The organism is Tahibacter aquaticus, assembly GCF_004363655.1.
GTDB classification, from domain to species: Bacteria; Pseudomonadota; Gammaproteobacteria; order Xanthomonadales; family Rhodanobacteraceae; genus Tahibacter; species Tahibacter aquaticus.
Genome location: NZ_SNZH01000012.1, coordinates 202,335 through 226,785, shown reverse-complemented (window position 1 = coordinate 226,785; position 24,451 = coordinate 202,335). Strand labels below are relative to the sequence as shown.

The following is a 24,451-nucleotide window of genomic DNA, read 5'->3' as shown; positions in this document are numbered from 1 at the left end:
GGAGCCGGCGGGCGAGTGCGCTGAGCCGGCGAAGCCATGGATTGTGCCAAAGCCAGTGCGACAAGTTCCCGTACAATCGCGCGTTTTGCGGCGCAGGAGCAGCAGCATGAACGCATTCGGCACCCCGGGAACCCATGGCGCCTTGCGCCTGATGCTGCTGGGCAGCGGCGAGCTCGGCAAGGAAGTCGCGATCGAGGCGCAACGCCTCGCGGTGGAAGTCATCGCCGTGGACCGCTACGCGAATGCGCCGGCGATGCAGGTGGCGCATCGCAGCCACGTGATCAACATGCTCGATGCGGACGAACTGCGCCGGGTGATTGCGCTGGAAAAGCCCGATCTCGTGGTGCCGGAAATCGAGGCGATCCACACGCCGACCCTGGTCGAGCTGGAGCAGCAAGGCCTGCGCGTGGTGCCGACGGCACGGGCGACGCGGCTGACCATGGACCGCGAAGGCATACGCCGGCTCGCGGCGGAAACCCTGGGCCTGCCGACCTCGTCGTACCGCTTCTGCGACAGCGAGGACGAATACCGCGCCGCCGTCGCCGCGCTGGGCATTCCCTGCGTGATCAAGCCGGTGATGAGTTCCTCGGGCAAGGGTCAGAGCGTGATCCGCTCCGAGGCGGACATTGCTGCTGCCTGGGACTACGCGCAAAGCGGCGGGCGCGCCGGCCAGGGCCGCGTCATCGTCGAAGGCTTTGTCGCCTTCGATTACGAAATTACCTTGCTCACCGTGCGTCATCGCGACGGCACGAGTTTCTGTGCGCCGATAGGCCATCTGCAGATCGACGGCGACTACCGCGAGTCGTGGCAGCCGCAGCCCATGCCGGCGCTGGCCTTGCAGCGTGCGCAGCAGATTGCCGCGGCGGTCACGGCCGACCTGGGCGGCTACGGCGTATTCGGCGTGGAACTGTTCGTGCGCGGCGAGGAGGTGATTTTTTCCGAAGTGAGCCCGCGCCCGCACGACACCGGCCTGGTCACGCTGATTGCGCAGGAACTGTCGCAGTTCGCCCTGCACGTGCGCGCGATTCTCGGTTTGCCGATTCCGAATATCCGCCAGCTCGGCGCGTCGGCCTCCTGCGCCGTGCTGGTCGACGGCGATGGTGCCGGCCCGACCTATCACGGCGTGGCCGAGGCCTTGCGCGAGCCGGATACGCAGCTGCGCCTGTTCGGCAAGCCGGAAGTGCGCGGACGCCGGCGCATGGCGGTCACGCTGGCCCGCGCCGACGATGTGGATGCAGCGCGGGCCAAGGCGCGCGCCGCCGCGGCGAACATTTCCGTGCGGCTGGGATAGCATCGCTGGGAGTAGATGGCGGAGCGGACCTATGCAAAGCAATCTGGCAGGCTGGGCGATCGATACCATCGAACTGATGGCGGCGCTGTTCCTGTTCGTCGTCGGTTCGGTGGTGCTGGCGACGCTGGTGTTCTTCGTCGTCGATCGCAACCAGACCCGCAGTGCGGTATTGCGCAACTACCCGGTGATCGGCCGCTTCCGCTACTGGTTCGAGCACCTGGGCGAATTCTTCCGCCAGTATTTCTTCGCCATGGACCGGGAAGAACTGCCGTTCAACCGTGCCCAGCGCACCTGGGTCTATCGCGCCGCCAAGAACATCGACAATACGCGCGCCTTTGGTTCCACCCGCGATCTGCGCCCGGAAGGCACGGTGTTTTTCGTCAACACCGCCTTCCCGACCCTGGACGAAGATGCCGTCGCGCCGCAGCCGCTGCTGCTGGGGCCGTATGCGCGCGAGCCGTATTCGCACGCGGCGTTCTTCAATGTCTCGGCCATGAGCTTCGGTGCGATCTCGGCGCCGGCGGTGCGCGCGCTGACCCGCGGCGCCAAGCAGGCCGGCATCTGGGTGGATACGGGCGAGGGCGGCCTGTCGCCGTATCACCTGGAAGGCAATTGCGCCATCGTGTTCGAGATAGGCACGGCCAAATACGGCGTGCGCGACGACAACGGCCGCCTCGACGACGACAAGCTGCGCGCCATCGCCGCGCATCCACAAGTGAAGATGTTCAATCTGAAACTCGGCCAGGGTGCCAAGCCGGGCAAGGGCGGCGTGCTGCCCGCGGCCAAGGTGACGCCGGAGATCGCCGCGATCCGCGGCATTCCGGTCGGTACCGATTCGATCAGTCCGAACCGTCATCCGGAAGTGAACAGCGTGGCCCAACTGCTCGACATGATCGGGCATATCCGCGAAGTGACCGGCAAGCCCACCGGCTTCAAGGCGCCGCTGGGCGACGTGGCGTGGATTGCCGAACTGTGCGACGAAGTGCACCGGCGTGGTCTGCCCAGCGCACCGGATTTCATCGTCGTCGACGGTTCCGAAGGCGGTACCGGGGCGGCACCGCAGTCGCTGATGGATGGTGTCGGCCTGCCGCTGCGCGAAGCGCTGCCGCTGCTCGTCGATACCCTGACCCGGGCCGGCCTGCGCGAGCGCATCCGTGTGATCTGTTCGGGCAAATGCATCACGCCCTACGAAGTGGCCTGGGCGCTGGCCATGGGCGCGGATTTCGTCAATTCCGCGCGCGGCTTCATGTTCGCCCTGGGCTGCATCCAGGCGCTGCAGTGCAATCGCAACACCTGTCCTACCGGCGTGACCACGCACGATGCACGCCTGCAGCGCGGCCTGGTGATCAGTGACAAATCCGAGCGCGTGGCGCATTACGCCAGCAATCTGATGTACGAAGTCGGCGTGATCGCCCATGCCTGCGGCGTGCGCGAGCCGCGCCAGCTGCGCCGCTGGCATGCGCGCGTGGTCGTCGATGACGGCCTGTCGCGCAGGCTCGACGAGCTTTATCCCTATGCAGAGCCCGAGCGGGCCTGACAGCAGGCTCCTGTACCCGGCTGCATACTTCCACAACCCTGCCAAGGCCTCGCTGCGCAAGGCTTTGGCCGCCCCCTTGACTCAGGGGGGCTCCAGCAGCGGAACGCAAATTTCGATGGCTTCCGCCTTCTCCACATCACTGCCCATGGAGCAAACCCGTGACGGAACGAACATCCTCTTACGCTGTATTCCTGTTTCCCCAGGCGCTGGAAGCGCTGGGCGAGCCGATCAAGCCGTATCTCATCGACGGCGCGGGCGGTGCGCATATCGTCTGCGCCGAAGTCGATACCTCGGGGCCGCTGTTCGGCATGACCCTGCAGGGCAAGGACCAGGAGGGGATGCCCAGCGAACTGGAAATCATGCTGCCGCACGCAATGGTGCGGCTGGTGATGTCGGTGCACAGCGAGCACGGCTTCGGCTTCAAGCCGACGCTCGCCTGACGCGCCCGGCACTTAGGTTTACATCGCCGCGCCGTCGATCCGCTCTGCCAGTACGACGATGCGGCTGTACTGCTGGCTGGTCAGCTCGATGCTGCCGTCGTCGTGGCAGGCCGCGACGATGCCGGACAGGCTCTGGCCGTTGATGAACAAGGTCACGCCGCGACGATTGGCGTGGCTGGCTTCGAGCAGCGCTTTGAACGGACCTTTGCAATTCACGGGAGCATCCTTGGCGGGCGTGGTCTGGGCATGGCCGGCCGAGGCGGCGAACAGCAGCGCGGCGGCACAGAACGGGGCAGCGAATTTGTACATGGCGGTTTCCGATGGGCTTGGCAGTGGGTTGCTGCGATGGAGAACGGCGCGGCACGCGCAAGCCGAACATCCGCTGCGGCGTGGCTGCCAGACTCTGCGGTGCGCGTGGTCGAGACCTGTGGCGCAATTCGCTGGGCTCATCGCGCCCTACATGACGGCGATGGTTCCGGCCCCCTAGGGTGCGACGAGCCCAGCGAATTGCACCGCCGCTGCGATCGAGCCGGCGAACGCACGCGTGTTTGCACTTCCGATCGCCGTTGACGACCCGCAGACATTCTTTACATAGTGGAATTTGTGCGCGCTATTCCGCTACCGTGTCGCCGCGAGGCTGCGCGAACCCCACCCAGCTGCCCTGGCGCAGCAGTTCCAGCGGCTGGAAGCGTCGCTTGTAGTCCATCTTGGGGTGGCCGTCGATCCAGTAGCCCAGGTACAGATGGGCCAGGTTTTCCCGCGCGGCCCAGTCGAGCTGGGCCTGGATAGCGAAGGTGCCCAGGCCGCGCGCGGTCTCGGCCGGGTCGTAGAAGGTATACACGGCCGACAGGCCCTGGCTGCAGACGTCGGTGACGGCCACGCCGAGCAGGCGGCCGTTGCGGCGGATTTCCAGGAACTGGGTCGGGCTCCAGTCGGTATAGAGAAATCGCGAGAAGTCTTCGTGCTGCGGCGAATCCATGCCGCCGCCGCGGTGGCGTCCAGCCAGGTAGCGCTGGTACAGCTCGAAATATTCCTCGCTGTAGCGCGCCGGCACGGCGCGGGTTTCCAGGTCGGCATTGCGCGCGCGGCAGCGGCGCTGGCTGCGGTCGGGACTGAAACCGGCGACCACGACACGGCAGGGCACGCAGGCGCGGCAGCTGCTGCAATGCGGGTGGTAGACGTGGCCGCCGGCGCGGCGGAAGCCGCGGCTGAGCGCGGTGCCGTAGACCGCGGCCAGGTGCGGCGCACTGGGATCGATGACCAGGTTCTGCGCGGTGCGGCCGGGGTAGTAGCCGCATTCGTGGGGCAAGGTCTGGAACAGGCGGACCACGTCGGACTTCATGCGCGCATCCTAGCGTCTGGCTGGTGCAGTTGCCCAACAGCGAAAACCATCAGGTGACCTGCTTCAGCCGTCGCTGCGCTTTTTTACCGAAATGCCGCCGTTGGTCTCCAGCACGGCGAAGGCCACGTCGGCGACGCTGAACACGCCCTGGCGGCGCAGTGCAGCCAGCAGGTCTTCCTGCGAAATCTGGTTGCGCTGGAGGATGTCGTCGAAAATCTTGCCGTTGTGGATCAGTACTTCGGGACGCCCTTCCAGCAGCCGTTCCAGGCGGCGGCTGCGGTTGCTGAGCCAGCCCAGCAGATGGCTCCAGCCGAGCAGTACCAGGGCTACCAGCAGGCCGCCGAGCAGCGAGCTGTCCTGGCCGATCATGGCGTTCTGCACGGCGTTGGAAATGATCAGCAGCAGCAGCAGGTCGAACGGCGTCATCTGCCCGGCCTGGCGCTTTCCGGAAAGGCGAAACAGCACGAACAGCACGAGGTAGACGACGCTGCCGCGTACGACCAGCTGCCACCAGGGTTCGCCCAGCTGCCACATGGCTGCCGGCTCAGTGCGTGGTGATGGGGATGACCTGGCGCTGCGGCGGCTCGGGCTGTTTTGCGCTGTTGCAGCTGCGCAGGGACAACAGCACGGCGGCGACGCCGACCAGGCTCAAGGCAACCATGCGCATGCGGCCGGCCACGGCGCGATGGCGCGACGGGCCGCTCAGCGGTTCGCGCGTGGCCGCGGCCAGCTCATCGGCATACCGCACCGGTGGTTCTATACCCACTTCGCGCAGCAGTTCGCGCGCGCGGGTCTGGTCGTTGGCATTCACCACCCAGACCTGCGGCCAGGTGCTGGCATCCGGGCGGTTGGTATAGCTGAAGCGCTTCCAGTCGCTGCCTTTGTAGTTGCTGCGATTGGTCACGCTGGTCTCGATGCCGTGTTCGTCCATCAGGGCGGTCACGCGTTCGATGTTTTCGATGCGAAGCGAGGTATAGATCTGTCTCATGGGGCCAGTGTAGCGGCGCCAAGCCGGACCTGGACGGGCCGGCGCGGCACGGCGTTATTGAGTCAAGCGGATCAGGCCTTCCTGGGCGGTGCTGGCGACCAGCACGCCCTGGCTGTTGTAGATCATGCCGCGGGCCAGGCCGCGGGCGTTCTGCGCGGTCGGGCTGTCGCAGCTGTACAGCAGCCAGTCGTCGACGCGGAAGGCGCGGTGGAACCACAGCGCATGGTCGAGGCTGGCCATCTGCACCTTGGGATGGAAATACGAAATGCCGTGCGGGAAGGTGGCCGTGCCGATCAGGTGGAAATCCGAGGCATAGGCGAGCAGGGCGCGATGCAGTTCCGGTGCGTCGGGCACACGGTCGACCAGGCGGAACCAGACCTGCTGGTAAGGCGGACGCTTGGGCGGATTGAATTCGTCACGCGGGTAGACGTGGCGGAACTCGAACGGCCCTTTCATGCCCAGCCAGCGTTGCAGCTTGACCGGTACTTTTTCCAGTTGTTCCGGCGGTATCGGCGCGGGCGGCAGCAGGTCGTCGGGCTTGGGCACTTCCGGCATCGACAGCTGGTGCTCCACGCCGCTTTCCTCGATCTGGAAGCTGACCGAACAGGTGAAGATGGGCTGGCCGTGCTGGATGGCGACCACGCGGCGCACGGAGAAGCTGCTGCCGTCGCGGGTGCGTTCCACCGAGTAGACGATGGGCGCGTCGATGTCGCCGGCGCGCAGGAAATACGCGTGCAGCGAATGCGCGTTGCGCGGGTCGTCCACGGTCTTCTGTGCCGCGGACAGGGCCTGGCCCAGCACCTGGCCGCCGAATACGTACTTGGTGCCGATGTCGCGGCTCTGGCCGCGGAACAGGTTGTCTTCCAGGCGTTCCAGCGCCAGCAGGTCGATGAGTTCGTGGACTACATGGGTCATGGGCGTGCAGTTATGAGGCAAAAGGGAAAAGGGGACGATGTGCCTGGCGGCACGTCACGGCGCACGCGCGGGCAGCTTGAGCGAGGGAAACGCCGATTCCGGCGCGACCGCGCCTACCGACAGTATGAAGGCCATGGCCTGGTCGACGCTCCAGTCGGTCGCGATCAGCTGGTCGGTCGGCACGATTTCCAGGTAGCCGCCGGTGGGGTTGGGCGTGGTCGGCACGTAGACCGAGGCGAGCTGGCGACCGTCGGCATCGTCGAACACGCGCGTGACGAAGCCGACCGACTTCAGCCCGGGCGAGGGAAAATCGATCAGCACCACGCGCTGCGTGCCGTTGGGCTTGCTCTGCAGCATGGCCATGAGTTTCTTGGTACCGCCGTAGATCGAGTGCACCAGCGGGATGCGCTCCATCAGCGCGTCGAACGCGGCGAACAGGCGCTGGCCGATGACGCGGTTGGCGATCCAGCCGATCAGATAGAGGATCAGCAGCGTGGCGACGAAGCCGATGATGTTGATCAGCCAGCGTTCGCCCAGCAGCGGCATCAGGCGCGGGAACTCGCTGCCGATCCAGCCGAACACGGTGCCGATCATCGGCGAGCCGAATTCCGCCAGCAGCGAGGCGATGAAGCGGAACACGATGAAGGTGATCCACAGCGGCACCACCGTGAGGATGCCGGTGATCAGATAGCGTTGCAGGTGCAAGGGGCGCATGGCCGTTCCGGTCGGGGCGCTCAATGCGCGGTACTGGCCGTACTGGCAGTGCTGTCGACCTCGCGCAGCAGGCGGAAGCCGACGGTGGTATAGCCCAGGTCGATTTCGCTGGAGCCGCGCCGGCTGGCGGCGTTGTCGTCGGGACCGTCGCGCCAGGAGGTGCCGCGGAAGACCCGTTCCTTGCAGGCATCGGATTGCAGCAGCCGGTCCCAGGCGGTGTTGGCGCTGCAGTTGAGCGTCCATTCGCTGGCATTGCCGACCAGGTCGTACAGGCCCAGCGAACTGGCCCGGTAGCGGCCTACCGGCGAGGTATGCGCGCGGCCGTCGGAACACTTGTGCCGGCTGGCCAGGGTCCAGCGCGACCCCATGCTGGCATCGGCCACATTGCCCTGCTCGCAGATGCCGCTGCGGTCGAGACTGGCGGCCGCATGCTGCCATTCCGCTTCGCTGGGCAGGCGGTAGCGCGCACCGGTCTGCTGGCTGAGCCAGCGCGCATAGGCATAGGCGTCCTGCCAGCTGACGCAGACCACGGGCTCGTCTTCGTCCTGGGGGAAATCCGGATCGCGCCATTGCAGGCTTTTCAGCCGCGACAGCGGCCGCAGCGGCTCGCGGCAGCGCGCCGCCGGGCGGTTGGTGGCGCGCACGAAGCGGGCGTACTCGGCCCGGGTGACCTCGGTGCGGCCCAGCTCGAAGGCGTGGTCGAAGCGGTTCGCGCCGATCTCGGCCGGTACCAGTACCAGGGCGGGTTCGAATTCGCGCGCCTTGCGCCGCTGCTCGGCCTGGACCAGCTGGCGCTCGGCGTCCTGCCATTTGCCCAGCAGGTCGGCCTGGTCCTGCGCCAGCACTTCGGCCGGGCGCTTGAGCGTAGCCAGTTGTGCGCTGGCGGCGGCAGCCACGTCGGCCTGCAGGCGCTGTTCGAACAGGCTGCGGCGCTGCGCCAGGAAATCCTTCCAGGCTGCGCTGTCGCGCAACTGGCCGCGGTCGGCCAGCATGCGTGCCTGCTCGTACTGGCTGGCGAAGGTGGCGTCGTCGCTGCCGACCAGGGCAGCATCGACCTGCCGGCCCAGCGCGGCCAGCACCTGGTTCAGGCCTTCGCGCGCGGCGCTGTTGTTCGGTTCCAGCGCCAGCACGGCGAGATAGCTTTCGGCGGCGTTGTCGCCGGCGGGCGTGACCAGCTTCTGCTCGCTCAGCTGGCCGGCGGCCAGAGCCAGCCTGGCGGCGCTGGCCGTGGTCGCGCCGGCGTCGGTTGCGGCGGTTTCGCCCGCGGGCACGGCGGCCTCGGCGGTTGCGGCCAGCGGCGTGGCCGTGACAAAACGGGTTTCCGGCGATTCGTCGCCCTTGGGCCAGAGCAGCATGGTCAGCAGCAGCAAGGTGCCGGCCACGGCGGTAACGCCGACCCACAGGCTGGCCGGCAGCTCGGCCAGGCGTGCGCGCCAGGCCTGCAGCGGGGGCTTGTCGCGGCGCTGGTCCAGCTCGGCCTCGACGGCATCCAGGCCGCTCAGCAGGTCGGCGGCATCCTGGAAGCGCTGGGCCGGGTCTTTAGCCAGGGCACGGTCCATGAAGCCCTGCCATTGCCGCCGCATCGGCGGCAGGCGCGGCACCGGCTGCTCCACATGGGCCAGGGCGACCGACAAGGCGTCCGGGCCGTGGAACGGCAGGTCGCCGGTCAGCAGCTCGTAGGCCATCACGCCCAGGCTGTACAGGTCGGAGCGGCCGTCCAGCGACAGGCCGCGGGCCTGTTCCGGGCTCATGTAGCCGGTAGAGCCCAGGGTGGCGCCTTCGCGTGTCACGCGCACATCGGAATGGCGCGCCAGGGCAATGCCGAAATCGGCCAGCTGCGGCCGGTCCAGCTTGTCGAACAGCACGTTCTCGGGCTTGACGTCGCGGTGCACGATGCCGTGCTGGTGGGCATAGCCCAGCGCTTCGGCCAGGCAGCGCAGGATGGCCAGCACGCGGCGCTGGTCCTGGCTGTCGTTGCGCGTGGACAGATCGCCGTTGGGCAGATAGGGCAGGGTGTAGTACAGATGCCCGCTGGAGGCCCGGCCCACCTCGTAGATGCTGACGATGTGCGGGTGGTCCAGCTTGGCGATGGTGCGGGCTTCGTTCTCGAAGCGCTTGATCAGGTCTTCGCTGGGGGCGCGGTCGGCGCCCAGCACCTTGACCGCCACTTCCCGGTCCAGGGTTTCCTGGTTGGCCAGATAAACGGTCGCCATGCCGCCCTGGCCCAGCGGGCGGATGATGCGGTAACCGGGAATTTCGAACGGAATGCCCGGATTGGCGGTCATCGGCTGCAACAGGGGAGGCGGGAGCGGCGGCTATTCTATCGGAAGCGATGTATAGGAAGGGTTGTGACAGATGCATAAGTCGTGGTTATGCCGCTATGGCAACCGTGGCAGGCGCGTGGCAGGCTAGCTGCGATGAACACGGCGCCCACTCCTGTCCCCTTGAATCGCCATGGCCCCACGCTCGCGCCACAGCGCCGGGGCAAACCCGTCGTCGTTGCGCTGATGGGGCTGCCCGGGGCCGGCAAAAGCCTGGTCGCCCGCGCCCTGGCCGACCAGCTCGACTATCGCCGGGTCGACCGCGACGCCATACGCCACGCTATGTTCCCGCGCTGCAGTTATAGCTTCGTGGAAAAGCGCGCATCGTTCCGCGGCGTGCTGCTGGCGCTGGAAGTGAACTGCATGCTGGGCGAATCCAGCGTCATCGATGGCTGTACCTTCTCGCGCCGGGCCGACCTGGCGCGAGTCGACCAGGTGGTGCGCCAGTACGGTCATGCGCCGGTCGTGCTGTTCCTGGATTGTCCCTCGGCGCTGGCGCGCGAACGCATCGCCCGCGACGTGGCCGAGAACCGCCATCTGGCCCGCGACCGCCATCCCGACATCGTCGGCGAAGTGCTGGCGCGCATGGAACCGCCGCCACCGGGGGCCTTGAGCATCGACGCGCGCCTGCCGGCCGCGGAAGTCTGCCGGCTCGCGGTCGAGGCGGTGGCGCGGGTGGCTGGCATCGAAAACCTCGCCGCGGCGAATCCCGGCGCATTGAAGCCAAGCACGTGGAAGCCCGGAGCGCTGCCGTTGCCGGCGCGCGCTCCTGCTGCAGTGGTGTTGTTCAGCGCGTGCGTTCCAGCGCGAGCTTTGTAGTGGCAAAAATAGGTTGCACGCGGTAGCTCAGCAGCGTGCTGCTGGCGCGCGGATCGCGCCAGGCCTGCACGTCGCCGCTGACCTCATCGCGTATCCACACATGGCCGAAGCCGAAATCCGCTTCGCTGGCCAGCGCCAGATGCGTGGAGCCCGGCGTCGACAGGTGCTTGCCCGGCAGGATTCTGAGTACCGAGTTACGCGCGCGGCCCGCATCCATCAGCGTGGCGATGACGTAACTGCTGCTGTCGTCGATCCAGATCAGGTCTTCGTAGCCATCGCCGTTGACGTCGGCCGCGGCGCTGAGCACGGCATTGGGCAGGCCCAGGCGCACGCGTTCTATGCCCAGCGGGCGGGCCGTGCCGTTCATCAGCCACAGTTCGATCTCGCCGCTCGACGGATTGCGCCAGGCCAGGTCGGCAAAGCCGTCGCCGTTGAAGTCGCCGCTGAACAGGTAGGTGAACTCGACATTCACGCTGAGCCGCTCGCTGCGCTCGCAGCTGTCGGGCACGAATGCGCAATGCACCAGCCGATAGCGGCCGTTGCTGTCGCGCACGATCGCGTCGGCGCGCACGTCGTCGTCCATCTGCAGCAGGTCCAGCAACGTGGCGCCGGCGTCGATTTCGCGGCTGGCCAGCGGCTGGCGGCGGCCGTTGGCATCAAGCAGGGCATAGGCGCCGCCGCTGTCGCGCAGCAGAACCTGATCGGTGCGTTCGCGGTTGAAGCGGTCGGCATCGACGTAGCTGTCGCTGACATCGGCGTTCAGGCGGCTCCAGCTGTTGCTACGGGCATCGAAGAATTCGCGCTTGTTGCTGCGGATATCGCGCCGTACCGGTGCCGAAAGGCCGATGTCGCGCAGCGCTATGGCGGGGCGGAAGATCACCAGCGTCTGGGTTGCCGCGGCGCTGGGGGCGTGGAACGCATCGCCACTGTATTCCGCGTTCAGCGTATAGCGCCCGCCGTTGACGAAGAAGCCCAGCGGCGGCGCGCGCAGCACGGCAGAGCCGCCGCCATTCACGCGGACGCGGCCGAGTTCGCGCCGGCCACTGGCCGTATCCGCGCTGAACACGACCTCGCCCGTCGGTGTGCGCATGCCGTTGCCGCCGACCCGGGCCTCGATCTTCAGCGTCGTATCCATGGCCGGGCGCGGCGATGACAGCACCGGCCAGTCGGTGCGCGTGGCGACTGGCGCTTCCACGCGTACACAATTGGAGAATTCGGAAGAATTGCCGGCGCTGTCTGTGGCAATTGCGCTGACGACATCGCCGACACGTAGGCCGCCCAGCGGCAGCTGGCTCAGGCGCGTGGCGATGGCCGCGCGGCCGCTGCCGTCGGTGACGACATCCAGCGCGCCGAGCAGGAATTCCGCACCGCCGCCGCCGGACGCATGACAGGCAGCGGCAAGAAAGAACTCGATCCGGTAGTTCGAATCCGGCACGGCATCGAGCACGCCTTCGAGGCCGCCGGCAGCGCTGGCGGCCGTGAGTACAGGCGTGTTCTGCAAGCCGTTGGGGCCGGAATCGGCATCGCCCGGATCATTCGCCAGCGGTGCGAAATGATGCGCCGCATCCAGCCCGACCAGCGGAAAGGCCACTTCGTAGAACAGATTGCCGCTCAGCCGGTTGCCACTGCCGGCCTCGGTCGGCGGCGTTTGCCGCGCATCGCCCAGCAGCACCCCGGCATTCACCCGGGCAACGATGTTGTCGCCGATGCGATTGTCGCTGGCGCCGTTGCTCAGGCGCACGGCAGTGTCCACATGTGCACTGCTGCCCAGCCACAGGTCGCGGCCAAACACATTGCGTTCGATGCGATTGCCCGAAGTGGGATTGTTGGTGCCCAGCAGATGGATCGCCGTGCCGGTCACGCTGCCGAAGCGGTTGTCGGCGATCAGCGCATCGCGCAGGCCGAAATAGCTCTGCTGCACAGCTGGCGGGTAGATGTTCTGCAGCGATGAGGATTGCAGCAGCAGGCCGATGCGCCCGCTGAGCAGGCCGTCGCCGAACACGCTGCTGGACAGCGATGCCGCGCCCATGCCGTCGATGCCGATCCAGTTGTGCTGTACCACATGGCCGCTGCCCGTCAGCAGGATCGCGTTGCCGTCGGCGCCGCCAATGACGTTGCCATCGGCCGGACTGCTGCCGCCGATCACCACGCGGTCGGCGCAGACCGCACCGATCGCCTGGTTCGCATAGCGCTGCAACGTGCCGTCGGCGCGCACGCCGATGAAGCTGGACGACACGCGCACATCGTCGGCCAGCAGCAACAGCGCCGCCGCCGATTTCGGCGCGCTGCCGCCAATGAACGAAAGTCCAGTCACCACGCTGGCCTCGGCGCCGCGCACGAACACCAGCGCACTGGTCGCACCGCCGTCGGTATCGATCTCGATCAGCGGCCGGCCGTTGCCCGTACTGGTCGGCTGCGTCGAACCGGGCTGGCTGTAGCCGCGCAGCAGCACCGGTGCCGTGAATGCCGGCAGGTTCGACGCAAGGCGTATCGTCCACGGGCCTGGCCCGAAGGCAGTGCTGTCGATGGCGAAATCGATGGTGCTGCGATCGGCATTGCCATTGGCGTTGACGACGGCCTCACGCAATGAGCCCGGGCCGCTGTCGGCGGGCGAGGTAACGACAAAGCGGCTTTGCGCCGCGGCTTCGAGACTCAACAACGACAAGGCGGCAAATGCCGCCAACAACAATTTCATGACGCCACTCCAGCGCCGTTTCAGGGGACGGCGACAGAGATGGATACGCGGTAGGGGGCGGTAAACCCGAAGCGGGGTAGCGGATCTCTTTGCGTGCGACGACGCCAAGACACGATGGCGTCGCCGCATCCATGTGGATGACGAGTACAGCTGCACCCGTACCGAGGCGTTCTGCGCGGTAGGTACGACACCGTCTTTTTGTTCCGATCATGCTTGCCATGGTTCAACGATAGAGAGTTGTTGCAGTGCTGCGGTGAGCAATGAATTACCTATTTTCGTTTCAACGGGCCGCCTGATGCCGAAGTAATCAGAAAAAAACGAGTATTTGGTTCGATACAATCTTCCGAACATTGTCGATACTACGCCGCTGCATTAGTTAAGAATGCATTTGTTAATATGTATGAGTTTCATGGTTGGTTAGCTCTCGCTGAATCATCCTCCGGAATCGACGAAGGAAATCTCGAAATGCGCGTGGAAAGGTTGCGCGAAGAGATGCTACGGTGGCTCGGAAATGAACCGATAGGATCGATTGTTCTACACAATGGCCGTTACACGCTTGTTTTGAATGGTTATACCAATCGAAGGCGTTCGGAAGCATCGAGCATAAAGCGGCTGCTTGAGAGAGTCGTGGAATTGCTGCCAGGTTCATACGGGTTGCTCTATGAGCATGATGAAGGAGTTGTATTGCCCACTGGTCGGGGCTTGTTCACCGTCACCACAATAAAAATGGGGCAGATTTTCGCAAACCTAGATCCATTTCTGTCGCCGACGATTCCTGTGATCGAAAGTCTGGAGTAGCGTTAATCTAAAGAGTGTTGCCGAAGAACTCGATCGAACGAAGAGAGAGAAGCGCCTCATCCGGCCTTAACCATCATGACCAATTGCGGCCTTTTCCTCCTTATAATGCGGTTCTCGAACGCCACTCACCTGTTATCGTCAGAAACCGCTTTGGATCAATACGTAAATTTTTATGATTTTTACGATGGGCGGCATCAGGAATATCCCGCGTCATGAGCAAAGCCGATTACCCGCAACTTCGTCAGTTCTTCGGTGCTTACTTTCACCAGGATTGGGACATCGACGCGGAGGATGCAGATGGTGTCGTGGCTCTTTACGTTAGTGACGACAGGCATACCGACGAACAGTTGCGGGCACTAGCGCGGCAGATTGACGAATACCTTAAAAATGAAGGGAGCCAGGAGAATATTTCCCAGGGACTCTTTGAGAAACTCGGATGCGAATACTTGCCAGCTAGTAGTGGATCTAATGCTGGCGAATGGCTAACTCATGTCGCGAATTTGCTTCGCCGGGCGATCGAGAGCCGTCGAAATAATTTGCTGCGTAGCTAGGAAACTCCGAGTAATCCCGAGAAGCATCGCACCAGAAGGCAGTTTCGTCGTGGATGCCATATCAGAAACTCTGAAAGCCACTGGGGTCCAAGCCGAACTGCTTGGCGAAGATCAACGGAATGCATTCGTTGCCAAGTTGCGGTCAGGCTTGGGTGTCGACGTGAGCAGTTGGGCTCCATGGAACGATGCCAATGCGCCTGATGGAATGCAGCGGGGGGACGGGTGGGAATTGATCCCCCAGTTTGTCGGGTCTTCGGCGTGCCTGATGTTCATTGCCGGCGCGCGAACGATCTGGAGGCTCAACAACGGGAGCGACTTGCTGGAAGTCTTGAATGAATGTTCACCGCTGGAGTTCTATGTTTGCGATGACGATGCCAGGTACCTGTTGTGCAGCAACCATCATGATTCTTTGATCGGCTGGGGCGAGACGCTGGATTGGGTGGACGGCCTTGTTCATATGCCAGGAATCTAGAGGAAACTGTCGATCGCGCCAGTCTCCGGGAGCAGTCCCGGGTTGCCGATGGAAACGTCGATAAAAAGGGCCTCGTCGAGTAGCAGGCGCCATTTCGGTTGCGGTTGACCTATTGGACGATGGAGCATTTGGTGAATCAATGCCGCCGATTTATGGCCAGAAATTGCGGGCTGATCGCGCTGCTGACGTTTTCGGCTCTGGCTATGGCAAGAAGTCTGGTTATCGATGGAGAAGCCCGTTTTGCGGATGGCAACCGATGCCGATTGGTACGGTTTATGTGCAGGAACTGCGGCAGCGTGCGGGAGCGATGCCGTCATCTAGAATTCTCAGGCTAGGCACTACAAGCCGGGACGGCAGATTCGAACTCAATGTCGATACCCGAAGGGGATCTGTTCATAGCGCTCATCGGCGACCATTGTAGTTGGCTCGATGCTCATAAGGTCATCAGGCAAAAGGAGCTTGAAAAGTTGAGCGAGGTTCATGTCTTGCTTTCCGCTGAGCGTGACGTTTGCGAGAATTACCCGTAGAGAAACCATGATCGCGACATGCATTTCCCGCATACGGGTTCGCGAAAAAAATCGGCCTGGACGTTCGCTGGTAGGAATTTACGCGTGAGCAGGAAAAATAGGTATTTTTGGTGTTCTTCTTTGCTCTTCCTGCGCGATAGCCGGATGTACCGCAATGGGTAAGTGTGGAAGGCCAATCGAGGCAATGCCGGGGCTTGAAGGTTGTTTCGAGACAGTCGGTGCGTCGAGAATTGAGCGGACCAGATTTGCGAATTGCATTGAGGTCTATGAGCGCGAGGTCCTCTGTGTCGTCGACGGCAAGGAAACGTGTGTGCCGATCAGGGACGAAATCCCAGTCTCATGCGATGTCTCGCCGAGTCGGCAGAAAGGCCAGTAGCTGGCTGCGGCTATGCCAGCGGCGCCGCTGCGTGCGTCAGATAGATCGCCAGCGTCGCGTCCGGAAGCACGGCGTGCGGCCGTCCAGCCGGACTAAAGTAAATGCAACGCCGCGCCTAAAAGCGCCGAGAGCGGTTTCGCGCTCTGCTGTGGTGCTGCACGGCACCGTTGCAGCGACGCGCGCTACCGCTCGCCGTGCTTCACGCAAATTTCCATAAGCAGGCAAACGGACGCCTCAGACGAACTCCGCCTCCTGCGATGCCTCCACCGGCAAGCTATGCGCCGCCGTGGCCAGCTCCGCCAGTGACGCCGCCGCCGTCTGCTGCGCCTGCCTTGCCTGTTCGCATTCGCGCCGCTTGTCCGGGCAGAGCATCTGCATGTAGTCGGCGTCGTAGTCGAAACGCTCGACCAGGAAATCGACGAAGGCACGCACCTTGGGCGATTGCACGCGGCCGCGCGGGAATACGGCGTTGAGTTCGTATTCGGGGCCGGTCCAGGCAGGCAGTACGCGGCGCAGGTAGCCGGCTTCGACGTAGGGCTTGACCATCACGTCGTTGGCCAGCATCAGGCCTTCGCCGCAGACCAGGGCGCCGCGCAGGCCGGCGGGATCGTTGGCGACGAAGACCGGATCGATGCGGTAATCGGCCAGGCCGTTGCCGTCGTCCAGCGGCCAGACGAAGCCGCCGTTGCGGCGCTGCTTGGTCATGGCCAGGGCGCGGTGGTGCTGCAGGTCGTCGGGGTGCAGCGGTTCGCCGTGCTTTTTCAAATATTCCACACTGGCAAAGATCTGCGTGCGCAGGGTGGCCAGCTTGCGCGCCACGAAGTTGGAATCGGGCAGCTGGCCTACGCGCAGGGCGATGTCGATTTCCTTGTCGATGATGTCTAGCGCTTCGTTAGTCAGCAGCATCTCCACCCGCACTTCCGGGTGACGAGCATGGAATTCGCCGAGCAGCGGCGCGATGCGCTCGATGCCGAAGGAATACGGGGCAGTGATGCGCAGCCAGCCGCGCGGGCCGCCCTGCAGCTGGCTGACGGCGCTTTCGGCCTCGGCCAGTTCGCGCGAGATGCGCTGGCAATGTTCGAAGTAGATGTTGCCGGCCTCGGTCAGGCCGAGCTTGCGTGTGGTGCGGTGCAGCAGCTGCGCGCCCAGGCGCGTTTCCAATTCCTGCACTTTGCGGCTGACTGTGGTCTTGGGCAGGCGCAGGGATTTGGAGGCGGAGATAAAGCTGCCGTGCTCGACCACCTTGACGAAGATCAGGGTGTCGTTGAGATCGCTGGACATGGCGGAGATTCCGATCGCTGTTAGGGAAACCCGGGAAGGCGCAACTAGCTGGGTGGTATGCCGCGCGCCCGAATCAAGGAGGCGCTCGGGTTTTCGACGGGTGGACAGGTTGACGGGCCTTGTGCAGCGGAACCCGGTTTCCGGCCGGTTCTAAGCCATTGGCCCGCATCGGGGACAATTATTCCCCGATTTGCCAGCTAATCAAGCGCCGCATACGCCATTAACTTGTCTCGCCACGAAACCAGCGAGACCTGCAATGCCTAGCGCCATTCGCCACCGTGTGTCGTTAGCGGCTTTTCTGCCGCTTCCGGCCGGGCCGTCCCGGGCACCGGCCGGGATTAGCTTTTCTGCCCGCTTTTCCGTGCCTTGGACACGTTTTCTGCACACCGCAGCGGACCTGTCTGGCCCGGTTTCCAGCCGCTTCACGCCGCTGGCCGATGCGGGCGCAACGCTGGCGCGGATACAGGGCATAGTCCCGACCGCGGGAGAAAAAATCCCATGATCGGGACAATGCTGGCGCCAGTCGTCGTGCTCGAAGCGACCAGTGCGGTCGGTGACGGCGTGGTCGCCGCGGCACTGGGCCTGCGCTGGCCGGTCATTGCGGTCGATCCCGACCCCGTCGCCTTGCGCAAGCTGGCGGCACGCCATGCCCATGCTGCGCTGACTGTATTGCCCGGTTCGGCGCGCGACGAAGCCACCGCCGCCGAACTCGCTGCGGCGCTGCGCGGGCTGGGCCGGCCGCTCAGTGGCGTGATCGCCGTGCACGACAGCGGCCTGCTGCGCGGGCGCCTGCTCGACCTGACCGCCGATGCCAGCTGCAGCCAGTTCGATGCGGCGCTGGCGCCCCAGCTTGCTGCAGCGCGGCATCTGCTGCCGCTGCTGGCCGAGGGCGGCCGCGGCGGCGGCTACGTGCTGATCGGCGGTCCCGGCGGCGTACATCCCTGGGCTGGTTATGGCCATTCCTCGGTCACCGAGGCGGCGCTGCGCATGCTGGCGCGGGTACTGCACTGCGAGGCGCGCCAGCTCGGCGTGCGCGTGCAGCTGCTGTCGCTGGATACGCCTGCCTGGGGCGTGCACGCCGGCCAGCCGCGGGCGCATTGGCCCAGTGCGCTGGAAATCGGCCGGCATGCGCTGGAGCTGCTGGTCCCCGGCGCGCCGGCCGATGCGGTCGTCGAGTTCGGCAGCCGGCGCGCGGCACCGGCCGGCAATACCGCCCCCTATTCCAACGGCAGCGCAGCGGGCAGCCCGCTCGCGCCGCCGGATTTCGCTTCGAACACGTCACCTCGCGAGGTTTCACCATGAAAACCGCACATTTCTCCAAATCCAGTAATACGGGCCACACGCCGCTGCAGCAGCTGCTGCTGGCGCTGGCCCTGGCGGCCAGCGCCGCGCTGGCCGGCTGCAGCAGCACGGCCGCGCCGTCGGCACCGCCGCCGCCGGAGGTCAGCGTCGCCACCGTGCTGAGCAAGCCCGTGCGCCAGTGGGACGATTTCACCGGCCGTATCAGCGCGGTGGAAAACGTCGAACTACGCGCCCGCGTCAGCGGTTATGTCGAGCGCGTCGCGTTTGCCGAAGGCCAGGAAGTGCGCAAGGGCGATCTGCTGTTCGTTATCGATCCGCGGCCTTACCGCGCCGCGCTGGACCGCGCCCAGGCCGAGCTGGACACGGCCCGCGCCGAAGCCCGCCTCGCCCAGGCACAGGACCAGCGCGCTCAGTCGCTGATCGAAGCCAAGGCGATCTCGCGCGAAGAGTTCGAGACGCGCCGCGCCGCAACCGCCCGCGGTGGCGCTGGGGTACGTGCCGCCGAGGCAGCCGTGGCCGCGTCCCAGCTCGACCTGCAGTTCACCGAAGTGCGTTCGCCCATCGACGGCCGTGCCGGCCGCGCCGCGATCACCGCCGGCAACCTGGCCCAGGCCGATGTCACCTTGCTGACCACGGTCGTGTCGCAGGACCCGGTGTTCGTCTATTTCGAAAGCGACGAACAGGCTTACCTGCGCTACATGGAACTGGCGCGCAAGGGCGAACGCAGCGGCAGCCGCAATCCGGTGCGCGTCGGCCTGGCCAATGAAACCGGCTATCCGCACGAAGGCACGGTCGATTTCACCGACAACCAGGTCGATGCGGCTACTGGCACCATCCGCGCCCGCGCCGTGCTGCACAACCCCGACCGCCGCTTCACGCCGGGACTGTTTGCCCGCGTGCAGCTGGAAGGCAGCGCCGAATTCCAGGCCCTGCTGATCGACGAAAAGGCCGTGCTGACCGACCAGGACCGCAAATACGTCTACGTGCTGGACGAGCACAACAAGGCCGTGCGCAAGGACGTGGTGCTGGGCCGCAACATCGATGGCCTGCGCGTGGTGCAGTCGGGCCTGGCGGCGCAGGACAAGGTCGTCGTGCACGGCGTGCAGAAGGTGTTCTTTCCGGGCATGCCGGTCACGCCCAGCCTGATCGAAATGGGTGCGCCGGCGCCGGCGCCGCAGATCGTCGCCGCAAAGTAAAAGAACCCGCTCCGCCGCGGCCGCGCCGGTAGTGCGCGGGCCCTGGCGGCAGCCGGCAGCGGTCCGCCTCACTACCAAGAACCATCCTGTCTGCGCGACCGGGCCGAGCCCGGCCGCGCCGATTTCCGGTTTGCAAGGATTCCACTCATGGATTTCTCCCGATTTTTCATCGACCGGCCGATTTTCGCGGCCGTGCTGTCGATCGTGATCTTCGCCGCCGGCCTGATCGCGATTCCGTTGTTGCCGATTGGCGAATACCCGGAAGTGGTGCCTCCATCGGTGATGGTGCGCACCGTCTATCCGGGCGCCAACCCCAAGGTCATTGCCGAAACCGTGGCCACGCCGCTGGAGGAGTCGATCCGCGGCGTCGAGGGCATGATGTACATGCGCTCGGTGGCCAGTTCCGATGGCGTGCTGCAGACCACGGTCACCTTCAAGCCCGAGGTCGATGCCGACGAAGCCGCGGTGCGCGTGCAGAACCGCGTCAACCAGGCGCTGGCACGCCTGCCCGAAGACGTGCGCCGGCAAGGTGTGACCACGCAGAAGCAGTCGCCGGTATTCCTCATGGTGGTGCACCTGGTCTCGCCCAGCGGCAAGTACGACACGCTGTACCTGCGCAACTACATGCGCATGCAGATCCGCGACCAGCTGGCGAGCATTCCCGGCGTCGGCGAAGCGCAGCCGTTCGGTGGCGGCGACTACGCCATGCGTCTGTGGCTTGACCCGGACAAGGTCGCTGCACGTGGACTCACTGCCGGCGACGTGGTGCGTGCCGTGCGCGAACAGAATGTGCAGGTATCCGCCGGCCAGCTCGGCGCTGAACCGATTCCGGGCGGCAGCGAGTTTCTCACCCTGATCAATGCCAAGGGCCGCCTGTCCACGATTGAAGAATTCGGCAATGTGGTGATCAAGGCCGGCGAGGGCGGCGAAATCGTGCGCCTTTCCGATGTGGCGCGGCTGGAGCTGGCGGCAGGCGACTACACCATGCGTGCGCGCCTCGACGGCATGAATGCCGCGGCCATCGGCGTGTTCCAGGCACCTGGGGCGAATGCGCTGGAAATCCGAGACGAAGTGATACGGCGCATGGACGAGGCAGCGAAGAGCTTCCCGCCCGGCGTCGAGTATCGCTCTGTCTACGACACCACTGTGTTCGTGCGCGAGTCGATCAGCGCCGTGGTGACCACCCTGCTCGAAGCGGTTGCGCTGGTGGTGCTTGTGGTGATCCTGTTCCTGCAGACTTGGCGTGCTTCGATCATTCCGCTGCTGGCCGTGCCGGTATCGGTGATCGGCACGTTTGCGGCGCTGTATCTGCTGGGCTTCTCCATCAACACCTTGACCCTGTTCGGCCTGGTGCTGGCCATCGGCATCGTGGTCGACGACGCCATCGTCGTGGTGGAAAACGTCGAGCGGCATATCGAGGAAGGCGCGACACCGTTGGAAGCGGCGCACCTGGCCATGAAAGAAGTGTCCGGCCCCATCATCGCGATTGCGCTGGTGCTGTGCGCCGTATTCGTGCCGATGGCTTTCCTGAGCGGCGTGACCGGCCAGTTCTACAAGCAGTTCGCCGTGACCATCGCCATTTCCACGGTGATTTCCGCAATCAACTCGCTGACCCTGTCGCCGGCGGTTGCTGCGCGCCTGCTCAAGCCGCATGGCGCGGCCAAGGACGCGCCGACGCGGCTGATCGACCGCCTGTTCGGCTGGATCTTCCGTCCGTTCAACCGTTTCTTCGGGACCAATGCCGAGCGCTATCAGCGCGGCGTGTCCAAGGTGCTGAGCCGGCGCGGTGCGGTGTTCGCGGTCTACGCCGGGCTGCTGATCGGTACGGCCGTCATGTTCAACGTAGTGCCGCGCGGCTTCATTCCGGTACAGGACAAGCTGTACCTGATTGCTGGCGTGAAGACGCCGGAAGGCTCGTCGATCGAGCGCACCGACGCGGCGCTGAAGAAGATCGCCGAGATCGCTCTCAATGTCGAAGGCGTGCAGAACGAAGTGGCTTTTCCGGGCCTGAACCCGCTGCTGTTCAGCAATACGCCGAATATCGGCGTGGTCTTCCTCAACCTGAAACCGTTCAACCAGCGCAAACGCAGCGCCGCTGAAATCAACGCCGAAATTTCACAGAAGATCGCCGGCATCCAGGAAGGCTTTGCCTTCTCGCTGCTGCCCCCGCCGATCATCGGCCTGGGCAACGGTTCTGGCTATTCGGCATTCATCGAAGACCGCGGCAGCCTGGGCTACGGCGCGCTGCAGAGCGCCGTCAGCGCCATGCAGGGCGCCATCGCGCAGACGCCGGGCATGGGCTTTCCCAACAGCAGCTACCAGTCCAACGTGCCGCAGCTCGATGCGGAAGTGGACCGGGTCAAGGCCAAGGCCCAGGGCGTGCCGCTGACCGAACTGTTCGATACCTTGCAGACCTACCTGGGCTCGACCTATGTCAACGACTTCAACCTGTTTGGCCGCACCTGGCAGGTGATCGCCCAGGCCGACGGCCAGTTCCGCGACAGCGTCGAGGACATCGCCAACCTGCGCACGCGCAACGTCAACGGCGAGATGGTGCCGATAGGTTCGATGGTGAAGATCAGCCAGACCTACGGCCCCGATCCGGTGGTGCGCTACAACGGCTTTCCGGCGGCCGACCTGCTCGGCGAGGCTGATGCGACCGTGCTGTCCTCGGGCGAGGCGATGGAGAAGATCGAAGAACTCGCCGCCAAGATGCTGCCCAACGGCATGAAGCTGGAATGGTCCGAGCTGAGCTATCAGCAGGCCACCCAGGGCAAGGCCGCGCTACTGATCTTCCCGCTCGCCGTGCTGCTGGCCTTCCTGGTGCTGGCGGCGCTGTACGAAAGCTGGACCCTGCCGCTGGCGGTGATCCTGATCGTGCCGATGTGCATGCTGTCGGCGTTGCTCGGCGTGTGGATGACCGGCGATAACAACGTCTTCGTCCAGGTCGGCCTGGTGGTGCTGATGGGCCTGGCCTGCAAGAACGCGATCCTGATCGTCGAATTCGCCCGCGAGCTGGAAATGCAGGGCAAGGGCATCGTCGAATCGGCACTGGAAGCCTGCCGCCTGCGCCTGCGCCCGATCGTGATGACCTCGCTGGCCTTTATCGCCGGCACGGTGCCGCTGGTGTTCTCCCACGGCGCCGGCGCCGAAGTGCGCTCGGCCACGGGCATCACCGTGTTTGCCGGCATGCTCGGCGTGACCCTGTTCGGCCTGTTCCTGACGCCGGTGTTCTACGTCGCGCTGCGCAAGCTGGCGCGGCGTCCGCTGGTCAATCATCGCAACGACCATCTGGAGGTCGTCCATGCATAAGTTTATTTTGCGACAAAGCCGCTGGCCCGTGCTGAGCCTGCTCGCGCTGGCCCTGAGCGCCTGTGCGGTCGGCCCGGATTTCGTGCGGCCCGATACGCCGGCCGCAGCGGCATTCGCCCGCGCCGAGACCACGGCGAGCGTCGCGGCAAGTTCTGCCGAACTGGCCGAGTTCTGGCGCAGCTTCGGCGATGCGCAGCTGAGCACTCTGGTCGACGAGGCGCTGGCCAACAACCACGATCTGAAGATCGCACTGGCGCGCTACGACCAGGCCAATGCCTTGCTGCGCGCGAGCAGGTTCGATCGCTTCCCCACGGTGACGGCCTCGGCCGACGCGCGCGACAGCCGGGCGAGTGCGGACCAGGCGCCGGGCCTGACGCGGTCCCAGCGCGATGCCGAGAGCTATAGCGCCGGTATCAACGCGAGCTGGGAGCTGGACCTGTTCGGCCGTGTCCGCCGCGGCAACGAATCCAGCCGTGCCGATGCCGCGGCCAGTGCCGCCGATCTGCAGGCCGTGCAGGTCAGCGTGGTCGGCGAGGTAGCCCGTACCTATGTGGAATTGCGCGGCCTGCAGCAGCGCTTGCGCGTGGCGCAGGAAAACGCCGACAACCAGCGCGAGACCTTGCGTCTGGTCGATGCGCGCCTGCACGCCGGCCGCGGCACCGAATTCGACAGCGCGCGAGTGCGCGCGCAACTGGAAGTGACCCAGTCGCGCGTGCCGGCATTGCAGGCCGAAGTGGCGGTGGCGATGCACCGGCTGGCGGTATTGAGCGGACGCACGCCGGATGCCCTGATCGCGGCACTGGAACCGGTGCGTGCGCTGCCGGCCCTGCCGGCGCCGCTGGACCCCGGCACGCCGGGCGACTTGCTGCGGCGGCGTCCCGATGTCGCCGCCGCCGAGCAGCGCCTGCACGCGGCGACGGCGCGCATCGGCGTGGCCGCGGCCGATCTGTTTCCGCGCTTCACCCTGGCCGGCCTGCTCGGTACCCAGGCCATTACCGGCGGCAACCTGTTCCAGCGCGACAGCGAAACCCGTGTCGTCGCGCTGGGCGTGGACTGGTCCTTCCTCGACCTGGGCCGGGTGAACGCCCGCATCGCCGCGGCCGATGCCGCGGCCGAAGGCGAACTGGCGCGCTACCGCCAGACCGTGCTGCTGGCGCTGGAGGAAACCGAGAACGCGCTGGTGCGCTACGGTCATGCGCGCAGCGAAGACGCGCATCTGGACCGCGCCGCTGCCGACAGCACCGAAGCCGCGCGTCTGGCCCGGGTGCGCTTCGATGCAGGCGCGGCCGACCTGCTCGATGTACTCGATGCGGAACGCACCCAGCTGCAGGCTCAGGATGCGTTCGCCGATGCACGCACGCGCAGCATTGTCGGCGCGATCGCGGTGTACAAGGCGCTGGCCGGCGGCTGGTCGGGGCAGTTGCCGCAGCGCGAGCCGGTGGCGGTGCGCTGACCGGCAGTTGCGCTGCGTCGAGCTGCCGTCGTCCCGGGCACTGCCGCCAAGAAGTGGATCAGAAGAAAAGTCCAGAAAGAAACAATGTGGCCGGCCTCGGGTGCCGGCCACATTGAAAAGC

The 24,451-nt window shown here is 65.4% G+C and carries 21 protein-coding genes; 11 read left to right on the top strand and 10 right to left on the bottom strand.

Annotated features, from left to right (window positions below):
* Window positions 1-106 precede the first annotated feature (106 nt).
* The 3 genes from purT (at window position 107) to DFR29_RS19115 (ending at window position 3,268) form a co-directional block, all read left to right on the top strand.
* Window positions 107-1,291, top strand: coding sequence for a formate-dependent phosphoribosylglycinamide formyltransferase (purT, locus tag DFR29_RS19125; RefSeq protein WP_133820231.1), 1,185 nt, complete (start codon window positions 107-109; stop codon window positions 1,289-1,291).
* A gap of 31 nt (window positions 1,292-1,322) precedes the next feature.
* Window positions 1,323-2,828: an FMN-binding glutamate synthase family protein gene (locus tag DFR29_RS19120; RefSeq protein ID WP_133820230.1), complete on the top strand. Its 1,506-nt coding sequence runs from the start codon at window positions 1,323-1,325 to the stop codon at window positions 2,826-2,828.
* A gap of 158 nt (window positions 2,829-2,986) precedes the next feature.
* On the top strand, window positions 2,987-3,268 hold the full coding sequence (locus tag DFR29_RS19115; RefSeq protein WP_133820229.1) for a hypothetical protein: 282 nt from the start codon (window positions 2,987-2,989) through the stop codon (window positions 3,266-3,268).
* 18 nt (window positions 3,269-3,286) lie between these two features.
* Here DFR29_RS19115 and DFR29_RS19110 read toward each other — a convergent pair whose 3' ends face one another.
* The 7 genes from DFR29_RS19110 to DFR29_RS19080 all read right to left on the bottom strand — a co-directional run bounded on the left by DFR29_RS19110 (window position 3,287) and on the right by DFR29_RS19080 (window position 9,512).
* On the bottom strand, window positions 3,287-3,577 hold the full coding sequence (locus DFR29_RS19110) for a hypothetical protein (RefSeq protein ID WP_133820228.1): 291 nt from the start codon (window positions 3,575-3,577) through the stop codon (window positions 3,287-3,289).
* Window positions 3,578-3,878: 301 nt separating this feature from the next.
* Complete coding sequence (locus tag DFR29_RS19105) at window positions 3,879-4,610, bottom strand: arginyltransferase (protein WP_133820227.1); 732 nt, start codon at window positions 4,608-4,610, stop codon at window positions 3,879-3,881.
* 63 nt (window positions 4,611-4,673) lie between these two features.
* Window positions 4,674-5,144: a DUF421 domain-containing protein gene (locus tag DFR29_RS19100; protein ID WP_133820226.1), complete on the bottom strand. Its 471-nt coding sequence runs from the start codon at window positions 5,142-5,144 to the stop codon at window positions 4,674-4,676.
* A 10-nt stretch (window positions 5,145-5,154) separates the two neighbouring features.
* Complete coding sequence (locus tag DFR29_RS19095; protein ID WP_133820225.1) at window positions 5,155-5,598, bottom strand: DUF2007 domain-containing protein; 444 nt, start codon at window positions 5,596-5,598, stop codon at window positions 5,155-5,157.
* Between the two features lie 54 nt (window positions 5,599-5,652).
* Window positions 5,653-6,513: an acyl-CoA thioesterase II gene (gene tesB, locus DFR29_RS19090; protein WP_133820224.1), complete on the bottom strand. Its 861-nt coding sequence runs from the start codon at window positions 6,511-6,513 to the stop codon at window positions 5,653-5,655.
* Between the two features lie 54 nt (window positions 6,514-6,567).
* Window positions 6,568-7,227 (bottom strand): DUF502 domain-containing protein, encoded by a 660-nt coding sequence (locus tag DFR29_RS19085; RefSeq protein ID WP_133820223.1) that lies wholly within the window; start codon window positions 7,225-7,227, stop codon window positions 6,568-6,570.
* 20 nt (window positions 7,228-7,247) lie between these two features.
* Window positions 7,248-9,512: a bifunctional serine/threonine-protein kinase/formylglycine-generating enzyme family protein gene (locus DFR29_RS19080; RefSeq protein WP_133820222.1), complete on the bottom strand. Its 2,265-nt coding sequence runs from the start codon at window positions 9,510-9,512 to the stop codon at window positions 7,248-7,250.
* Window positions 9,513-9,644: 132 nt separating this feature from the next.
* Here DFR29_RS19080 and DFR29_RS19075 point away from each other — a divergent pair, with 132 nt between their 5' ends.
* Window positions 9,645-10,367: a P-loop nucleotide/nucleoside kinase family protein gene (locus DFR29_RS19075; RefSeq protein ID WP_166654201.1), complete on the top strand. Its 723-nt coding sequence runs from the start codon at window positions 9,645-9,647 to the stop codon at window positions 10,365-10,367.
* Here DFR29_RS19075 and DFR29_RS19070 read toward each other — a convergent pair.
* On the bottom strand, window positions 10,336-13,062 hold the full coding sequence (locus tag DFR29_RS19070) for an Ig-like domain repeat protein (protein ID WP_133820220.1): 2,727 nt from the start codon (window positions 13,060-13,062) through the stop codon (window positions 10,336-10,338). The two genes, DFR29_RS19075 and DFR29_RS19070, sit on opposite strands and share 32 nt — an antisense overlap.
* 396 nt (window positions 13,063-13,458) lie before the next feature.
* On the opposite strand from DFR29_RS19070, the gene DFR29_RS19065 reads away from it, so the two are divergent.
* The 3 genes from DFR29_RS19065 (at window position 13,459) to DFR29_RS19055 (ending at window position 14,883) form a co-directional block, all read left to right on the top strand.
* Window positions 13,459-13,860, top strand: coding sequence for an Imm7 family immunity protein (locus DFR29_RS19065; RefSeq protein ID WP_133820219.1), 402 nt, complete (start codon window positions 13,459-13,461; stop codon window positions 13,858-13,860).
* A gap of 212 nt (window positions 13,861-14,072) precedes the next feature.
* A complete protein-coding gene (locus DFR29_RS19060; RefSeq protein WP_133820218.1) occupies window positions 14,073-14,411 on the top strand; it encodes a contact-dependent growth inhibition system immunity protein in 339 nt (112 codons plus the stop codon).
* 49 nt (window positions 14,412-14,460) lie between these two features.
* Window positions 14,461-14,883, top strand: coding sequence for a hypothetical protein (locus tag DFR29_RS19055; RefSeq protein WP_133820217.1), 423 nt, complete (start codon window positions 14,461-14,463; stop codon window positions 14,881-14,883).
* Here the strand turns inward: DFR29_RS19055 and DFR29_RS19050 are convergent.
* Both DFR29_RS19050 and DFR29_RS19045 read right to left on the bottom strand, forming a co-directional pair.
* Complete coding sequence (locus DFR29_RS19050) at window positions 14,880-15,200, bottom strand: hypothetical protein (protein WP_133820216.1); 321 nt, start codon at window positions 15,198-15,200, stop codon at window positions 14,880-14,882. The genes DFR29_RS19055 and DFR29_RS19050 overlap by 4 nt on opposite strands.
* 820 nt (window positions 15,201-16,020) lie before the next feature.
* On the bottom strand, window positions 16,021-17,067 hold the full coding sequence (locus DFR29_RS19045) for a LysR family transcriptional regulator (RefSeq protein WP_133820215.1): 1,047 nt from the start codon (window positions 17,065-17,067) through the stop codon (window positions 16,021-16,023).
* A gap of 498 nt (window positions 17,068-17,565) precedes the next feature.
* On the opposite strand from DFR29_RS19045, the gene DFR29_RS19040 reads away from it, so the two are divergent.
* From DFR29_RS19040 to DFR29_RS19025, 4 genes are all read left to right on the top strand, one after another.
* Entirely contained in the window at window positions 17,566-18,369 is an 804-nt protein-coding gene (locus DFR29_RS19040; protein WP_133820214.1) for an SDR family oxidoreductase, read from the top strand.
* Entirely contained in the window at window positions 18,366-19,565 is a 1,200-nt protein-coding gene (locus tag DFR29_RS19035) for an efflux RND transporter periplasmic adaptor subunit (protein WP_133820213.1), read from the top strand. Before DFR29_RS19040 ends, DFR29_RS19035 begins: the two co-directional genes overlap by 4 nt.
* A gap of 147 nt (window positions 19,566-19,712) precedes the next feature.
* The gene (locus DFR29_RS19030) at window positions 19,713-22,877 is read left to right on the top strand and encodes an efflux RND transporter permease subunit (protein ID WP_133820212.1); all 3,165 of its coding nucleotides are present in this window, start codon (window positions 19,713-19,715) and stop codon (window positions 22,875-22,877) included.
* On the top strand, window positions 22,870-24,330 hold the full coding sequence (locus tag DFR29_RS19025) for an efflux transporter outer membrane subunit (protein ID WP_133820211.1): 1,461 nt from the start codon (window positions 22,870-22,872) through the stop codon (window positions 24,328-24,330). The genes DFR29_RS19030 and DFR29_RS19025 overlap by 8 nt, the downstream gene beginning before the upstream one ends.
* Window positions 24,331-24,451: the final 121 nt, after the last annotated feature.

What these genes read in the sequence shown, in the direction of transcription:
- DFR29_RS19095 (WP_133820225.1), bottom strand. Translation starts at nt 5,598, where the DNA reads ATGAGACAGATCTATACCTCGCTTCGCATCGAAAACATCGAACGCGTG.
- DFR29_RS19080 (WP_133820222.1), bottom strand. Translation starts at nt 9,512, where the DNA reads ATGACCGCCAATCCGGGCATTCCGTTCGAAATTCCCGGTTACCGCATC.
- DFR29_RS19085 (WP_133820223.1), bottom strand. Translation starts at nt 7,227, where the DNA reads ATGCGCCCCTTGCACCTGCAACGCTATCTGATCACCGGCATCCTCACG.
- DFR29_RS19120 (WP_133820230.1), top strand. Translation starts at nt 1,323, where the DNA reads ATGCAAAGCAATCTGGCAGGCTGGGCGATCGATACCATCGAACTGATG.
- DFR29_RS19100 (WP_133820226.1), bottom strand. Translation starts at nt 5,144, where the DNA reads ATGTGGCAGCTGGGCGAACCCTGGTGGCAGCTGGTCGTACGCGGCAGC.
- DFR29_RS19110 (WP_133820228.1), bottom strand. Translation starts at nt 3,577, where the DNA reads ATGTACAAATTCGCTGCCCCGTTCTGTGCCGCCGCGCTGCTGTTCGCC.
- DFR29_RS19070 (WP_133820220.1), bottom strand. Translation starts at nt 13,062, where the DNA reads ATGAAATTGTTGTTGGCGGCATTTGCCGCCTTGTCGTTGTTGAGTCTC.
- DFR29_RS19045 (WP_133820215.1), bottom strand. Translation starts at nt 17,067, where the DNA reads ATGTCCAGCGATCTCAACGACACCCTGATCTTCGTCAAGGTGGTCGAG.
- DFR29_RS19030 (WP_133820212.1), top strand. Translation starts at nt 19,713, where the DNA reads ATGGATTTCTCCCGATTTTTCATCGACCGGCCGATTTTCGCGGCCGTG.
- DFR29_RS19065 (WP_133820219.1), top strand. Translation starts at nt 13,459, where the DNA reads ATGTATGAGTTTCATGGTTGGTTAGCTCTCGCTGAATCATCCTCCGGA.
- purT (WP_133820231.1), top strand. Translation starts at nt 107, where the DNA reads ATGAACGCATTCGGCACCCCGGGAACCCATGGCGCCTTGCGCCTGATG.
- DFR29_RS19025 (WP_133820211.1), top strand. Translation starts at nt 22,870, where the DNA reads ATGCATAAGTTTATTTTGCGACAAAGCCGCTGGCCCGTGCTGAGCCTG.
- DFR29_RS19050 (WP_133820216.1), bottom strand. Translation starts at nt 15,200, where the DNA reads ATGACGGCATCGCTCCCGCACGCTGCCGCAGTTCCTGCACATAAACCG.
- tesB (WP_133820224.1), bottom strand. Translation starts at nt 6,513, where the DNA reads ATGACCCATGTAGTCCACGAACTCATCGACCTGCTGGCGCTGGAACGC.
- DFR29_RS19105 (WP_133820227.1), bottom strand. Translation starts at nt 4,610, where the DNA reads ATGAAGTCCGACGTGGTCCGCCTGTTCCAGACCTTGCCCCACGAATGC.
- DFR29_RS19035 (WP_133820213.1), top strand. Translation starts at nt 18,366, where the DNA reads ATGAAAACCGCACATTTCTCCAAATCCAGTAATACGGGCCACACGCCG.
- DFR29_RS19075 (WP_166654201.1), top strand. Translation starts at nt 9,645, where the DNA reads ATGAACACGGCGCCCACTCCTGTCCCCTTGAATCGCCATGGCCCCACG.
- DFR29_RS19060 (WP_133820218.1), top strand. Translation starts at nt 14,073, where the DNA reads ATGAGCAAAGCCGATTACCCGCAACTTCGTCAGTTCTTCGGTGCTTAC.
- DFR29_RS19040 (WP_133820214.1), top strand. Translation starts at nt 17,566, where the DNA reads ATGATCGGGACAATGCTGGCGCCAGTCGTCGTGCTCGAAGCGACCAGT.